The organism is Pseudomonas sp. NPDC089996 (genome assembly GCF_044748405.1).
GTDB lineage: Bacteria > Pseudomonadota > Gammaproteobacteria > Pseudomonadales > Pseudomonadaceae > Aquipseudomonas.
Map to the genome: position 1 here is coordinate 24,083 of NZ_JBIVGA010000003.1, position 14,157 is coordinate 38,239.

Annotated in this window: 16 protein-coding genes and 1 tRNA gene (1 of these 17 running past the window's edge); 5 read left to right on the forward strand and 12 right to left on the reverse strand. The window is 61.4% G+C overall.

Annotated elements, in window-relative coordinates; translation table 11 throughout:
- From ruvB to ACIPW4_RS05635, 8 genes are all read right to left on the reverse strand, one after another.
- Entirely contained in the window at positions 1–1,047 is a 1,047-nt protein-coding gene (ruvB, locus tag ACIPW4_RS05600) for a Holliday junction branch migration DNA helicase RuvB (RefSeq protein ID WP_400655613.1), read from the reverse strand.
- Positions 1,044–1,661, reverse strand: coding sequence for a Holliday junction branch migration protein RuvA (ruvA, locus tag ACIPW4_RS05605; RefSeq protein ID WP_027919956.1), 618 nt, complete (start codon positions 1,659–1,661; stop codon positions 1,044–1,046). Before ruvA ends, ruvB begins: the two co-directional genes overlap by 4 nt.
- Positions 1,662–1,771: 110 nt before the next feature.
- On the reverse strand, positions 1,772–2,296 hold the full coding sequence (gene ruvC, locus ACIPW4_RS05610) for a crossover junction endodeoxyribonuclease RuvC (protein WP_167276208.1): 525 nt from the start codon (positions 2,294–2,296) through the stop codon (positions 1,772–1,774).
- A gap of 140 nt (positions 2,297–2,436) precedes the next feature.
- Positions 2,437–3,183, reverse strand: a complete 747-nt coding sequence (locus ACIPW4_RS05615) for a YebC/PmpR family DNA-binding transcriptional regulator (RefSeq protein WP_400655615.1) — start codon at positions 3,181–3,183, stop codon at positions 2,437–2,439.
- Between the two features lie 109 nt (positions 3,184–3,292).
- Positions 3,293–5,068 carry an aspartate--tRNA ligase gene (aspS, locus tag ACIPW4_RS05620; protein WP_400655617.1) on the reverse strand — a complete coding sequence of 592 codons (1,776 nt, stop codon included), beginning with the start codon at positions 5,066–5,068 and terminating at the stop codon, positions 3,293–3,295.
- A gap of 94 nt (positions 5,069–5,162) precedes the next feature.
- Positions 5,163–5,384, reverse strand: a complete 222-nt coding sequence (locus ACIPW4_RS05625) for an FmdB family zinc ribbon protein (protein ID WP_027919960.1) — start codon at positions 5,382–5,384, stop codon at positions 5,163–5,165.
- A 92-nt stretch (positions 5,385–5,476) separates the two neighbouring features.
- Positions 5,477–5,803: a ribbon-helix-helix domain-containing protein gene (locus tag ACIPW4_RS05630; RefSeq protein ID WP_400655619.1), complete on the reverse strand. Its 327-nt coding sequence runs from the start codon at positions 5,801–5,803 to the stop codon at positions 5,477–5,479.
- Positions 5,804–5,953: 150 nt separating this feature from the next.
- Positions 5,954–6,427 carry a Dps family protein gene (locus ACIPW4_RS05635; RefSeq protein ID WP_003254783.1) on the reverse strand — a complete coding sequence of 158 codons (474 nt, stop codon included), beginning with the start codon at positions 6,425–6,427 and terminating at the stop codon, positions 5,954–5,956.
- Positions 6,428–6,705: 278 nt separating this feature from the next.
- On the opposite strand from ACIPW4_RS05635, the gene ACIPW4_RS05640 reads away from it, so the two are divergent.
- Positions 6,706–7,299, forward strand: coding sequence for a cold shock domain-containing protein membrane protein (locus tag ACIPW4_RS05640; protein ID WP_400655621.1), 594 nt, complete (start codon positions 6,706–6,708; stop codon positions 7,297–7,299).
- A 39-nt stretch (positions 7,300–7,338) separates the two neighbouring features.
- Here ACIPW4_RS05640 and ACIPW4_RS05645 read toward each other — a convergent pair whose 3' ends face one another.
- Positions 7,339–7,545: a SlyX family protein gene (locus ACIPW4_RS05645; protein WP_400655623.1), complete on the reverse strand. Its 207-nt coding sequence runs from the start codon at positions 7,543–7,545 to the stop codon at positions 7,339–7,341.
- Position 7,546: 1 nt separating this feature from the next.
- Positions 7,547–7,966: an HIT family protein gene (locus ACIPW4_RS05650; RefSeq protein ID WP_400655625.1), complete on the reverse strand. Its 420-nt coding sequence runs from the start codon at positions 7,964–7,966 to the stop codon at positions 7,547–7,549.
- A 739-nt stretch (positions 7,967–8,705) separates the two neighbouring features.
- Here ACIPW4_RS05650 and ACIPW4_RS05655 point away from each other — a divergent pair.
- The 3 genes from ACIPW4_RS05655 to ACIPW4_RS05665 all read left to right on the forward strand — a co-directional run bounded on the left by ACIPW4_RS05655 (position 8,706) and on the right by ACIPW4_RS05665 (position 12,830).
- A complete protein-coding gene (locus ACIPW4_RS05655; RefSeq protein ID WP_400655627.1) occupies positions 8,706–9,980 on the forward strand; it encodes an OprD family porin in 1,275 nt (424 codons plus the stop codon).
- Positions 9,981–10,140: 160 nt separating this feature from the next.
- Positions 10,141–11,856, forward strand: a complete 1,716-nt coding sequence (locus ACIPW4_RS05660; RefSeq protein WP_400655630.1) for a proline--tRNA ligase — start codon at positions 10,141–10,143, stop codon at positions 11,854–11,856.
- A 20-nt stretch (positions 11,857–11,876) separates the two neighbouring features.
- Positions 11,877–12,830 carry a hypothetical protein gene (locus tag ACIPW4_RS05665; RefSeq protein ID WP_400655633.1) on the forward strand — a complete coding sequence of 318 codons (954 nt, stop codon included), beginning with the start codon at positions 11,877–11,879 and terminating at the stop codon, positions 12,828–12,830.
- Positions 12,831–12,864: 34 nt separating this feature from the next.
- Here ACIPW4_RS05665 and dinB read toward each other — a convergent pair whose 3' ends face one another.
- A complete protein-coding gene (gene dinB, locus ACIPW4_RS05670) occupies positions 12,865–13,923 on the reverse strand; it encodes a DNA polymerase IV (RefSeq protein WP_400656428.1) in 1,059 nt (352 codons plus the stop codon).
- Positions 13,865–14,157 (reverse strand): hypothetical protein (locus tag ACIPW4_RS05675; protein ID WP_400655635.1); only part of this gene is annotated, 293 nt, incomplete at its 5' end. The genes dinB and ACIPW4_RS05675, both read right to left, overlap by 59 nt.
- Positions 14,132–14,157, forward strand: a tRNA-Met gene (locus ACIPW4_RS05680) (it continues 151 nt past the right edge of the window). The two genes, ACIPW4_RS05675 and ACIPW4_RS05680, sit on opposite strands and share 26 nt — an antisense overlap.

The following is a 14,157-nucleotide window of genomic DNA, read 5'->3' on the forward strand; positions in this document are numbered from 1 at the left end:
TCATTCATCGCCTGGCCCGGAAAATTCACCCGCGCCTCCCAGGCTGCCAGGCACATTCAAGCCAAAGTGCAGGTAGGCGTGCCGGGTCACCACGCGACCGCGCGGCGTGCGCATGATGTAACCCTGCTGGATCAAGTAGGGTTCGAGCACATCCTCGATGGTGTGGCGCTCTTCGCTGATGGCTGCAGCCAGGTTGTCCACGCCCACCGGGCCACCGTCGAACTTTTCGATCATGGTCAGCAGCAGGCGGCGGTCGGAATGGTCGAAACCACGCTCGTCGACGTCCAGCAGGTTCAGCGCCATGTCGGCCACGGCCTTGGTGATCTGGCCCTTGCCGCGCACCTCGGCGTAGTCGCGCACGCGGCGCAGAAGGCGGTTGGCAATACGTGGCGTACCGCGGGCGCGACGGGCGATTTCATAGGCGCCATGGTCCTCGATGGCCAGGCCAAGAATGTTGGCCGAGCGGCTGACGATGGTCGCCAGATCCTTGTCGCTGTAGAACTCCAGGCGCTGGACGATGCCGAAGCGATCACGCAAGGGGTTGGTAAGCATGCCGGCGCGGGTGGTGGCGCCCACCAGGGTGAACGGCGGCAAGTCGAGCTTGATCGACCGGGCTGCGGGGCCTTCGCCGATCATGATGTCGAGCTGGAAGTCCTCCATCGCCGGGTACAGCACTTCCTCGACCACCGGTGAGAGGCGGTGAATTTCATCGATGAACAGCACATCGTGCGGCTCCAGGTTGGTCAGCATCGCCGCCAGGTCGCCCGGCCGTTCGAGGATCGGCCCCGAAGTGCTCTTGACCGACACCCCCATCTCTTGAGCGATGATATTGGCCAGGGTGGTCTTGCCTAGCCCGGGAGGGCCGAAGATCAGCGTGTGGTCGAGCGACTCGCCGCGACCGCGTGCCGCCTGGATGAACAGCGCCATCTGCTCGCGCACCACCGGCTGGCCGATGTACTCGTCCAGGCGCAACGGGCGTATCGCACGGTCCTGGACCTCTTCGCGGTCGCGGCCACTGGCGGCGATCAGGCGGTCGGCTTCGATCACTTGGTAATCATCCCTTTAAGGCTGCGACGAATGAGTTCTTCGCTGCTCAGGCCGGCCTTGTCCTTGATCGCGGCGATGGCCTTGCTCGCTTCCTGCGGCTTGTAGCCCAGGGACACCAGGGCGCTGACCGCGTCGGCCTCGGCAGACGACTCGCTGGCCACCGGCAGCGGACCATCGGAGACCAGGGTGAACATGGCCGGAGAGGTTTCCCAGGCCTTGAAGCGGTCCTTCAGCTCGACCAGCAGGCGCTCGGCGGTTTTCTTGCCGACACCGGGCACACGCACCAGCACCGAGGCGTCCTGGGCCTGCACGCAGCGCACCAGCTCGTCCACTTCCAGGCCGGACATCAGCGCCAGCGCCAGCTTGGGGCCCACGCCATTCAGCCGGATCAGTTCGCGGAACAGTTCACGCTCGCGCTTTTCAGCAAAACCGTAGAGCAGGTGGGCATCTTCGCGCACTACCAGGTGGGTATGCACGGTGACCGGTTCGCCGACCTTGGGCAAGCGGTACAGGGTGGTCATGGGCACTTCCAGCTCATAGCCCACGCCGTTGACGTCGATAATCAGGTGCGGCGGCTGTTTTTCCGCCAGGGTGCCGCGCAAACGTCCAATCACGTTCCAGTCCTTCCTCTCGGGGAGCCGGTCAAAAGACCGCTCAACCCTATCAGCAAAAGCAGCGGGCAAACGCATCACCCGGATAAATTGTGTATCTGCGCATGAAGCGCCTACAGACGCAAGCGCCCGCCGCGTCGCCGCGCCGTGGCCAGGCCGTGTGGCACCAGGCTGGAGCGGGTGTGGGCATGGCACAGGGCGATCGCCAGGGCGTCGGAGGCATCGATCTGCGGCTTTTGAGTAAGCTTGAGCAAATGCATGACCATCAGCATCACCTGCTCTTTGTTCGCCCCGCCGCTACCGGCGACTGCCTGCTTGACCTGGCTGGCGCTGTATTCGGCGATTTCCAGGCCGGCTTCGGCAGCGGCGACGATGGCTGCGCCGCGAGCCTGGCCGAGCTTGAGCGCAGAGTCGGCGTTGCGCGCCATGAACACCCGTTCGATGCCCATGGTCACGGGACCATGCTGGGCGATGATCTCGCTGACGCCGCGAAAAACGATCTGCAACCGCTCGTGCAACTCGCCGCTGCCGGTGCGGATGCAGCCCGACGCCACGTACTCGCAACCACGGGCGGTCTGGCGGACTACACCGTAGCCGGTGATGCGCGAGCCGGGGTCGATACCAAGAATCAGAGTCATAGCGCCTGCATGTTCAAAATGTACCGGCCTATTCGCGGGCAAGCCCGCTCCCACAGGGACCGCACCAAACCCGAGCCTGATGCACTACCTGTGGGAGCGGGCTTGCCCGCGAATGGGCCTTCAAAACCAGCCGAAGAACCTTAGCCGAGTTTTTCCATGATCTCGTCGGAGATCTGCGCATTGGAGTAGACGTTCTGCACGTCGTCCAGGTCTTCGAGCATGTCGATCAATTTGAGCACCTTCTCGGCGCCTTCCTGGTCCAGTTCGGCGCTGGTGGTCGGCTGCATGACGATTTCTGCGTCAGCGGCCTTGAAGCCAGCCTCTTCCAGCGCGTTACGCACTGCATAGAAGCTGTTGAACGAGGTGAACACCTCGAACGAACCATCGTCATTGGCCACCACGTCGTCGGCATCGGCCTCCATCGCGGCTTCCATCAGGGCGTCTTCATCGATGCCCGGGGCGAAGCTGATCTGCCCCTTGCGCTCGAACAGGTAGGCCACCGAGCCGTCGGTGCCGAGGTTGCCGCCACATTTGGTGAAGGCGTGGCGCACAGCGGCGGCAGTGCGGTTGCGGTTGTCGGTCATGGCCTCGACCATGATCGCCACGCCACCGGGACCGTAACCTTCGTAGCTGAGCTCTTCGACGTTGTCGCTTTCGTTGGTGCCGGCACCGCGAGCCACGGCACGATCGATGATGTCGCGACTCATGTTGGCGCCCAATGCCTTGTCCAGCGCCAGGCGCAAGCGCGGGTTGGAGGCTGGGTCGCCACCACCCTGCTTGGCGGCAACGGTCAGCTCACGGATCCACTTGGTGAAGATCTTGCCTCTCTTGGCATCCTGGCGCTCTTTGCGGTGCTTGATGTTCGCCCACTTGGAATGACCAGCCATAACGACTCCGAATCCTTGAAACAGAAACAGGTTCCGCCCCGAAGGGCGGAACGTGGGAATACTGCGCCGAAGCGCCTGGGCGCACCCGCCGGGATGCGCCCGGGGCCGATTACTCGACCTTGGTCTGCTCGCGCAGACGGATGTGCAGCTCGCGCAGGGCCTTGGCGTCGACCATGCCTGGGGCCTGGGTCATGACGCACGCGGCGCTCTGGGTTTTCGGGAAGGCGATCACTTCACGGATCGACTGGGCGCCGGTCATCAGCATGACCAGGCGGTCCAGGCCGAAGGCCAGGCCACCGTGAGGCGGCGCACCGAACTTCAATGCGTCGAGCAGGAAGCCGAACTTCTCTTCCTGTTCCTCTGCCTCGATGCCCAGCAGGCGGAATACCGCTTGCTGCATCTCCTTGCGGTGGATACGGATCGAACCGCCACCCAGCTCGGTACCGTTCAGGACCATATCGTAGGCACGGGACAGCGCGGTGGCCGGGTTGGCCTCCAGCTCTTCCGGGCTGCACTTCGGCGCGGTGAACGGGTGGTGCAGCGCGGTGAAGCTGCCGTCTTCGTTCTCTTCGAACATCGGGAAGTCGACCACCCACATCGGCGCCCACTCGCAGGTCAGCAGCTCGAAGTCGTGGCCCAGGCGGATACGCAGCGCGCCCAGAGCTTCGCTGACGACCTTGAACTTGTCGGCACCGAAGAACACGATGTCACCATCGACAGCACCAACGCGGTCGAGAATGTTGTTGAGGTTGGCCTCAGGGATGTTCTTGACGATCGGCGACTGCAGGCCCTCGACGCCCTTGGCGCGCTCGTTGACCTTGATGTAGGCCAGGCCCTTGGCACCGTAGATGCCGACGAACTTGGTGTACTCGTCGATCTTGCTTCGCGGCATGCTGGCGCCGCCTGGCAGGCGCAGGGCGGTGACGCGGCACTTCGGATCGTTGGCAGGACCTGCGAAGACCTTGAAGTCGACATCCTTCAGCTGGTCGGCAACGTCGACCAGTTCCAGCGGGATGCGCAGGTCTGGCTTGTCGGAACCGTAGCGGCGCATGGCCTCTTCGAAGGTCATGTGGGGGAATTCGCCGAATTCCAGGTCCAGCACTTCCTTGAACAGCTTGCGGATCATGCTCTCGGTGAGGCCCATGATCTCGGCTTCGTCGAGGAAGCTGGTCTCGATGTCGATCTGGGTGAATTCCGGCTGGCGGTCAGCACGCAGGTCTTCGTCACGGAAGCACTTGGCGATCTGGTAGTAGCGGTCGAAACCGGCAACCATCAGCAGCTGCTTGAACAGCTGAGGCGACTGCGGCAGGGCAAAGAAGCTGCCCGCGTGGGTACGGCTCGGCACCAGGTAGTCACGCGCGCCTTCCGGAGTGGCACGGGTGAGGATCGGAGTCTCGACGTCGAGGAAGCCGTTTTCATCGAGGAAGCGACGGATGCTGCTGGTGATGCGCGAACGCAGACGCAGCTTGTCGGCCATTTCCGGGCGACGCAGGTCGATGAAGCGGTAACGCAGGCGCGTTTCCTCGCCGACATCGGAGTATTCGTTCAGCGGGAACGGCGGGGTTTCCGCTTCGTTGAGCACATTCAGCTGATAGCCGAGGATCTCGATGGCACCGGACGCCATGTTGGTGTTCACCGCGCCGTCCGGGCGCTTGCGCACCTTGCCGGTGATCTGTACGACGTACTCGCTGCGCACACGGTCGGCGGCGGCGAAGGTTTCGGCGCGATCCGGGTCGAACACGACCTGGGCCATGCCTTCGCGGTCACGGATGTCGAGGAAGATCACCCCGCCGTGGTCGCGGCGACGATGGACCCAGCCGCAAAGGGTGACTTCCTGGCCGTCCAGGCTCTCGTTCAGTTGGCCGCAATAATGGCTGCGCATCATGATGGTGTTTTCGCTTCTCGTGATTCGTGTATTCGTTGGAGGCCTTGGCCGCCCGGAGGGCTAATACTGCAAGACCCGGCTACTGCAATTCAACTCAGTCGGCCTTGTCGCCGCCTGCCAGGTTCTTTTTCGCCCCGGTCTTGAAGTCGGTTTCGTACCAGCCATTGCCACTCAGGCGAAAACCGGGGACTGACAGCAATTTCTTCAATGCCGGCGCCTGACAGGCCGGGCAGTCCGTCAGCGGCGCGGCGCTGATCTTCTGCAGCGCCTCCATCCGGTGATCGCAGGAAGCACATTGATAGTCATAAAGGGGCATGAACGTCTCTCGTCAACCACAACGCTGGCTGCCGGGGCAGCAAAGAGCGGGATTATATATGGTTAACCGGCACTGCGCAGCCCGCCGGGCGATCAGCGTGCACTCGGCGGATCGCGCAACCAGGCGACACAGATCACCCGGATCAGCCCGCTGAAGTTACGCACCCCGCCCTGACGCAGGTGCACTTCACGGTCGACATAAGACAGCACAGCACTGACCGAACACTGGTTCGCCGCGGCAATTTGCTCGAGGATACCCCAATACACCGACTCCAGCCGCAGGCAGGTGGAAAAACCGTTCAACCGCACCGAACGCGATACGGGCTGAGTCTGCAACATGTCGAAATCGGCCTTGAACGGGTCGATGCACTGCTTGCCAGGCCAATGCCCCACCCTCACCGCACGCTTGATTGCTTGCATCGCACCACTTCCTCAGTTCAATCGACTGGGGTTCAATGAAGCGCTGAGCGCAGGGTTCAAAGCAGCGGCAAAACCTTCCTGCACAAACGAAAGGGCCCGGCTGAAGTGGATTCATCCGGGCCCTGAGACAAGTCCTACAGAATTAACCGATCATTTACCGTCGAGCAGCACCCGCAGCATCCAGGCGGTCTTCTCATGCACCTGCATGCGCTGGGTCAGCAGATCAGCGGTCGGCTCATCGCTGACCTTGTCCACCACCGGGAAGATGCTGCGGGCGGTACGCACCACAGCCTCCTGCCCCTGGACCAGCTGGCGGATCATTTCGTCTGCGGGCGGTACACCCTCCTCTTCCTTGATCGACGAATGGCGCGCATAGAAGGCATAGGAGCCAGGTGCCGGGAAGCCCAGCGCACGAATCCGCTCGGCGATCGAGTCGACCGCCAGCGCCAGCTCGTTGTACTGCTCTTCGAACATCAGGTGCAGGGTGCGGAACGACGGACCGGTGACGTTCCAGTGAAAGTTATGGGTTTTCAGATACAGCACGTAGGTATCCGACAGCAGGCGGGAAAGCCCGTCTACGATGGACTTGCGATCTTCTTCACTGATACCGATATCGATTGCCATGAAGTTCCCCTTTCCATAAGGCTTGATGACCAAGCGGGTCCGACACACTGTATCAATACTTGGCAGAACGCGCCCATGACACAAGGCAAGCCATCGGCGCCTGGCGCCTGCGGTTTGAGAAGCCTTCGCCTTTGCTGTTAAATAGGCACGGTGCCACCCGTGCGGACTGTCATTGCCGGGTGCATAGGCTGGCCCACCACGTGTTCGCGCTTAACACCTCATGCGCACCGTGCCGCCAGCTCTTCCTGTGATCGGCCTTATCAACTGTGAGCCAACCCATGTTCAAGATCGTCCACCTGGTGACGGGCGTTGCGGCTTTGCTGCTATCGCTCATGCCCAGCCTCAAACCCGACGCAACTCCCTTCCTGCAGCAACCCGACGCGGTCTATCTGGCCTTGCTCGGCCTGCTCAACCTGCTGCTGGCCCCGGTCGTGCCGTTGTATTACCGCGGGGCGCGGCAACAGCTGCAATACCTGGCCTGCGCCCTGCTGGTGGTGGCCGTGGTCCTGCAGACCTTGACCCTGCTGGCACGCCCGGAAATGGGCAACCTGGCAGCGCTGGTTTGCGCCGCGCTGGCCGTCGCCTTGCACCTGGTGGCCGGTTTCGCCCGCACCAGCAAGAGAGCCCGCGCCAGCCAGGGCGCGCCCTCGGAGGCCGGCAAGCGGGATACCGGCACGGTGAAGTGGTTCAACACTTCCAAGGGCTTCGGTTTCATTTCGCGCGATTCGGGTGATGATATCTTCGTCCACTTCCGTGCCATCCGCGGTGAAGGCCACAGGATCCTGGTCGAAGGCCAGCGCGTGGAGTTCTCGGTGATGCACCGTGACAAAGGCCTGCAGGCCGAAGACGTGGTCGCGGTCAACCGCCGCTGACCCTGCGCAGCCCTGGGGCAAGCCCAGGGCTGCCGCGCATCAGTAATGCGGTGGCGGCGCCTCTTCCCCGCCAATGCCGTACTGCCCGGCCATTTCTTCATGACGCTTGATCAGCTCGGCCATCTGCAGCTGCAAGCGCTCGATGACCCGCCCCTGCTCGACCACCACATCATTCAGCGCCTGGATCGTGTCGTCCTGGAACGCCTGGCGGGTTTCCAATTCAATGATGCGTGACTCTGGGGACATGTCAGGCCTCCTGATAATCGTGAGTCAGCAGTACACGCAGGCGCTGGCGAATGGCTTCCACCTGCTCGGCCGCGTACCCGACAGCCGGCACTCTGCCCCAGACGGGCGCAGGCCAGGCTGCATCACCCTGATGGCGGACGATTACGTGCATGTGCATCTGACTGACCACATTACCCAGCGTGGCGACGTTCATCTTGTCAGCCTTGAACTCATGCTTGAGCGCTTCGGCCAGGCAGGTGGTTTCTTTCCATAGCTGCGCCTGGTCTTCCTGGCTCAGGTCGAACAGCTCGCTCACGCCCGCGCGCCTGGGCACCAGGATGAACCACGGGTAATTGGCATCCTTGCTGAGCAATAAACGGCACAGCGGAAAGTCGCCTAGAACCAGGGAATCCTCCTGCAAACGCGAATCCATATCAAACACAATCAATCTCCACAAGTGAACCCATGCGTCAAGGATACCCTGCTTCGGCTGCGCCGACATGGGTCAGGGTGCAGCCTGCACGCTTTAAGTTCATGAATTACCGTGACTTGCACAACGGCGGTAACACAGCGCTACTTTTCGCACCAAAATGAGGCCACAAAAGTGCGCAGCACTACGCTTTTACCCACAGGAATGACTCAGGATCAACAGTTGCCGGTAACACATTGACTTTTATGGCAGCTTTTTCTTTTAACACTTCCCGCAAGCGTGGCACACCATCAGACAACTCCCGCCCCGTGTTTTCGGTACTTTCCGACCTTCGGCAGCCGGGTTTGTGAAAATTTCATGAACCGTTGTTAATTTTGAGCACGCTTGTTGCATTCTCTTCACGCCAAGTCGGCACGACACCTGCATTGGCTGGGTGACGCGACAAATAACAACAGCGAGATCGGGTACACCAGGGAGTTTCCTTAGCCGGAATCTGTACTTACAGAATCGAGACGGCAATGAAACAGCGCTGGCGTTGTACGACCCGGAAGACCGGGGCGTGATTTGCGACATGGAAATTCCTAAAAGCGACATGACCATAAAGTTCCCGAAAGGATATTTTTAGCCATATCGCCAACAACAGTCAGCGTGCTATACATTTCCGCCGACATAACAAGAAAGAGCTGCCCCATATAACTAAAAGACTTGGGCGCAGCGGTACTCTTCCTAAAAACCAAAGGAGCAAATCACGATGCGCGTGATGAAGTGGAGCATGATCGCCCTGGCCGTTGCGGCAGGGACCTCGCAGATGGCAGTGGCCTCTTCCCAGGACGAGTCCAAGGGTTTCCTCGAAGACAGCAAGCTGAACGTCAAGACTCGCATGCTGTACTTCAGCCGCGACTTCCGTAACAACGCGCCAGGCACCCAGAGCCGCGTTGAAGAAACCGGCCTCGGCTTCCTCGGCACCTACGAGTCGGGCTTCACCCAAGGCGTGATCGGCGTGGGCGTCGATGCCATCGGCATGCTCGGCGTAAAACTGGATAGCGGCAAGGGCCGCCACAGCACCGGCCAGTTCCCGACCAACTCCGACGGCAGTGCGCAGGACGAGTTCTCCGAAGGCGGCGGCGCGGTCAAACTGCGCATCTCCGATACCGTGCTGAAAGTCGGCGACCAGTTCACTGCCATGCCAGTGCTCGCGACCGATGACAGCCGCCTGCTGCCAGAAGTGGCCCAGGGCGCGCTGATCACCAGCAACGAAATCCAGGGCCTGACCCTCAACGCCGGTCGCTTCACCGCGCTGAACGCCCAGTCCGAGACCGACCACGACAGCCTGCACCTGAAAGAGGCTGATGTTATCGGTGGCACCTACGCCTTCACCGACAACCTGTCCACCAGCCTGTACTACTCCAAGGTCGAAGACTACTGGCGCAAGTACTACGCCAACGTGAACTGGGCACTGCCTATTTCCGACAAGCAGGGCCTGGTGTTCGACTTCAACATCTATGACACCAAGAGCGATGGCCAAGGCCTGCAGCGCGCCGAGAAAGATGGCGTGACCAAGCTCGACAACCAGGCCTACAGCCTGTCGGGCGCTTACAATATCGGCGCCCACACCTTCACCCTGGCCTACCAGAAGGTCCACGGTGACGGCGACTACGGCTATGGCGTGGACGGCGGCGGCACCATCTTCCTGGCCAACTCCGTGGCCCGCTCCGACTTCAACGCCGAAGACGAAAAATCCTGGCAGGCTCGCTACGACCTGAACTTCGCCGAGTTCGGCGTGCCTGGCCTGACCTTCATGACCCGTTACGTGCGTGGTAGCGATGCCAACACCGGTTCCACCAGCAATGGCAAGGAATGGGAACGCGACGTGGACATCAAGTACGTACTGCAGGAAGGCCCTGCCAAAGACTTGAGCTTCCGCGTTCGTCAGGCCACCTACCGCTCCAGCGATGGCGTGTACTACGGTTCGAGCTCGATCGACGAACTGCGCCTGATCGTCGAATACCCGCTGAGCATCCTGTAAGCCTGGCTTATAGTGCCCCGCACCTGAAAAAGCCCGGCACACTTGCCGGGCTTTTTCTTGGCTGACAACGGCCACGCCCTGGGGCATTCTGTACGCCTTCGTTTCGCCCCCGTACAATGCGGGGCTATTTCAACGTCTTAGGCAATCGACACGGCTAACCATGCGCACCAGTCAATATTTGCTCGCCACCCAGAAAGAAACCCCTGCCGACGCAGTGGTCATCAGCCATCAGCTCATGCTGCGTGCCGGCATGATCCGCAAACTGGCCTCCGGCCTGTACACCTGGCTGCCGATGGGCCTGCGGGTGATGCGCAAGGTCGAGAACGTTGTGCGCGAGGAAATGAACGCCGCCGGCGCCCTGGAAGTGCTGATGCCAAGCATCCAGCCTGCCGAGCTGTGGCAGGAATCCGGCCGCTGGGAACAGTACGGTCCTGAACTGCTGCGCCTGAAGGACCGCCACCAGCGCGACTTCTGCGTCGGCCCGACCCACGAAGAAGTGATCACAGACCTGGCCCGCAACGAGCTGTCCAGCTATAAACAGCTGCCGCTCAACATGTACCAGATCCAGACCAAATTCCGTGACGAGATTCGCCCACGCTTCGGCCTGATGCGCGGCCGCGAATTCATCATGAAGGACGCCTACTCCTTCCATGCCGACCAGGCTTCCCTGCAGGAAACCTACGACCGCATGCACCAGGCGTACACCAACGTCTTTACCCGCCTGGGCCTGGACTTCCGCCCAGTGCAGGCCGACACCGGCTCCATCGGTGGCAGCTACTCCCACGAATTCCACGTGCTGGCCGAGTCGGGCGAGGACGACGTGATCTTCAGCGACAGCTCCGATTACGCCGCCAACATCGAGAAGGCCGAAGCCATCCCGCGTGAAACCGTACGCCCTGCCCCTGCCGAGCAACTGCGCCTGGTCGACACACCAGAGGCCAAGACCATCGCCCAACTGGTGGAAAACCACGGCCTGGCGATCGAGAAGACCGTCAAGACCCTGATCGTGCGCGGCGCCGAAGAAGGCAAGCTGATCGCCCTTATCGTCCGTGGCGACCACGAACTCAACGAAATCAAGGCTGCCAAGCTTGAGCAGGTTGCCGATCCGCTGGTAATGGCTACCGACGCCGAACTGCGCGAGGCCATTGGTGCCGGTGCCGGTTCGCTGGGCCCACTGAACCTGCCACTGGAAATCGTGATCGACCGTTCGGTCGCCCTGATGAGCGACTTCGGCATCGGTGCCAACATCGATGACAAGCACTACTTTGGCGTGAACTGGGAACGTGACCTGCCGGTTCCACAGGTTGCAGACCTGCGCAATGTCGTCGAAGGCGACCCGAGCCCGGATGGCCAGGGCACCCTGGTCATCAAGCGCGGTATTGAAGTCGGCCATATCTTCCAGCTCGGCACCAAGTACAGCGAGGCACTCAAGTGCCAGGTACTGGGCGAGAACGGCAAACCAGTGGTGCTGTCCATGGGCTGCTACGGCATTGGCGTGTCCCGCGTGGTCGCCGCCGCCATCGAGCAGAGCTACGACGACAAAGGCATCATCTGGAACGACGCCCTGGCACCGTTCCAGATCGCCCTGGTACCGCTGCGCTACGAAACCGACGTGGTCCGCGAGGCCACCGACAAGCTGTACGCCGAACTGAGAGCTGCCGGTTACGAGGTGCTGCTGGACGACCGCGACAAGAAGACCAGCCCCGGCATCAAGTTCGCCGACATGGAGCTGATCGGCATTCCACACCGCGTCGTGGTCAGTGACCGCGGCCTGGCCGACGGCAACGTGGAGTACAAGCACCGCACCGAGCAGGACGCCCAGCAGCTGCCGCTCAATGAAGTGCTGACCTTCCTGCAGGCCCGCGTCGGCCGCTGATAATCAATGCACGAGTAATCATGTCCAAGCGAAGTACCTTTACCCTGGGGGGCGCCGCACTGTGCGGCGCCCTGCTCCTCAGCGGTTGCGCCAATCAGATGTCCCAGCGCAGCGACCATGAGGAGCGCGTCGAGCGCAAGCTGCTCGAACACACCCTGCAGATCGATGTCGGCGAGCCGAAGGTGATGGAGCTTCCGCAACGACGTGTGCGCATCCATGAGCAGAAGCGTTTCGAAGTGACCGAGTACGAGGTCACCCGTAGCTATGATCGCTATACCCCGTACCAGCCTTGGCGGGAGATCTACGAGATCCCGCTGGGTGCGGTCGCCGTGGTGGCCGGTATTGGTGCCAACGTGGTCAACGTGTTCGCCTTGGGCAACCTGCCGCAGAGCATGACCCATGACTGGCTCAGTTATGGTGTGGATGGCCTCAACCCGTTCATGAACACCCCGTCCAATGGCCGTGCCCAGCAGAACCTGGCGGGCATCAGCGAAGTGCAGAAAGACAAGCGTGAAGAATTCACCAGTGTGCCCTGGAGCGAGCGGCTGGTCGAAGTCAAGGCTGGCAAGATGGCTCACGAGCTGACCACCGACAGAAACGGCGTGTTACGCCTGAATCTGCTGGACAGCCCGTTCTCGGAACAACACCTGAACCACGTCGGCACCCTGCACATGCAGGTGGTCGACGAGGACAACGGCGTGCGTGGCGATGCCAGCCTGCTGGTCAGCGCCAGCTTGCGCAACAAGCTGCGCGAGGCCCACGAGCTGATCTTCGATGACCTCGAGGATGACGATGTCGGCCAGTGGGTACACCGGGTCAAGCGCTTGTCCGAGCTGGGCCTGGAAGAGGAAGCCAGCGAGATGGAACAGAGCCTGATCGAGCTGACACGCAACGATCCGGAGCTGCAACAGGAATTCCTGGCTGCACTGACCAAGGCCACTGGCCGGTTGGTCGCTGATCCAGGCGCGCAGTAGCTATATAAAGAAGGGGCCGTCATGCGGCCTCTTTTCAATGGGTCGGGAACAGCTCCATTTGTTCATGCGCCCCGCGCAAATCCCGCAATCTCACCCCCACCCCCAGCAAGCGCACCGGCTTGCCACCCCGGGCGAACGCCTGGCGCAGCAACTGACGATAGCTTTCCAGGTCCCTCCCCGCCCCCGCTTGCTCCAGGGTCGTCTGGCTGAAGTCATGGAACTTGACCTTGACGAACGGCTTGTCCGGGCGGTAACTGCTGTCCATCCGGGCAATCCGCTCATTGAGGCTTTCCAGCAGCTCAGGCAAGCGTTCAAGGCAACTGGCCAGGTCCGGTAGGTCATTGTCATAGGTGTTTTCGACGCTGACAGACTGCCTGCGGCTATCGTTGTGCACCGCACGCTCGTCGATCCCCCGCGCCAGCCCCCAGAGCCGTTCGCCAAAGCTGCCGAATTCGCGCGCCAATGACAGCCGCGACCACTCACGCAGGTCAAGGCAGGTGTCGATACCCAGGCGGTTCAACTTTTCTGCGGTTACCTTGCCCACACCATGCAGCTTGGCCACCGACAAGTCAGCAACGAACGCCTCGACCTGCTCCGGGGTAATCACGAATATGCCATTGGGCTTACGCCAGTCGCTGGCAATCTTGGCCAGAAACTTGTTCGGCGCGACCCCGGCGGATACCGTGATATGCAAGGTACGGGCGACGCGCCGGCGAATGTCCTCGGCGATGCGTGTCGCGCTGCCGGCGTACCACTGGCTTTCGCTGACATCCAGATAGGCCTCATCCAGTGACAACGGCTCGATCAGCTCGGTGTAGTCACGAAAAATGGCGTGGATCTCACGCGACGCTTCCCGATAGGCTTCGAAGCGCGGTTTGACGATTTCCAGGTCTGGACAAAGCTTGAGCGCATGGCGAGACGACATCGCTGAACGCACTCCGAAGGCACGCGCCTCATAATTGCAGGTGGCGATTACCCCGCGACGGTCCGGGGAGCCCCCCACTGCCATGGGGCGGCCGGCCAGGCGCGGGTCGTCACGCATCTCGATCGCAGCGTAAAAGCAATCGCAGTCGATGTGGATGATCTTGCGCACGGACATTGATGACGGCCACCACTGTAAATTCATACAGATAGTAGCGCATGCCGCCGATGCTGAGACAGCCTCCCTCGATAATCGGCTTGCAAGCCCCGTCGCGCCTGAGCCGCAGCCAGGCATAGACGCTAAGGGTTTGAACGAAAAAGGGTTTTTTACGATATCGCTTGACATGGGGAAGAAAATCCGTAGAATTCGATCTCACAGGCGCGGGATGGAGCAGCCTGGTAGCTC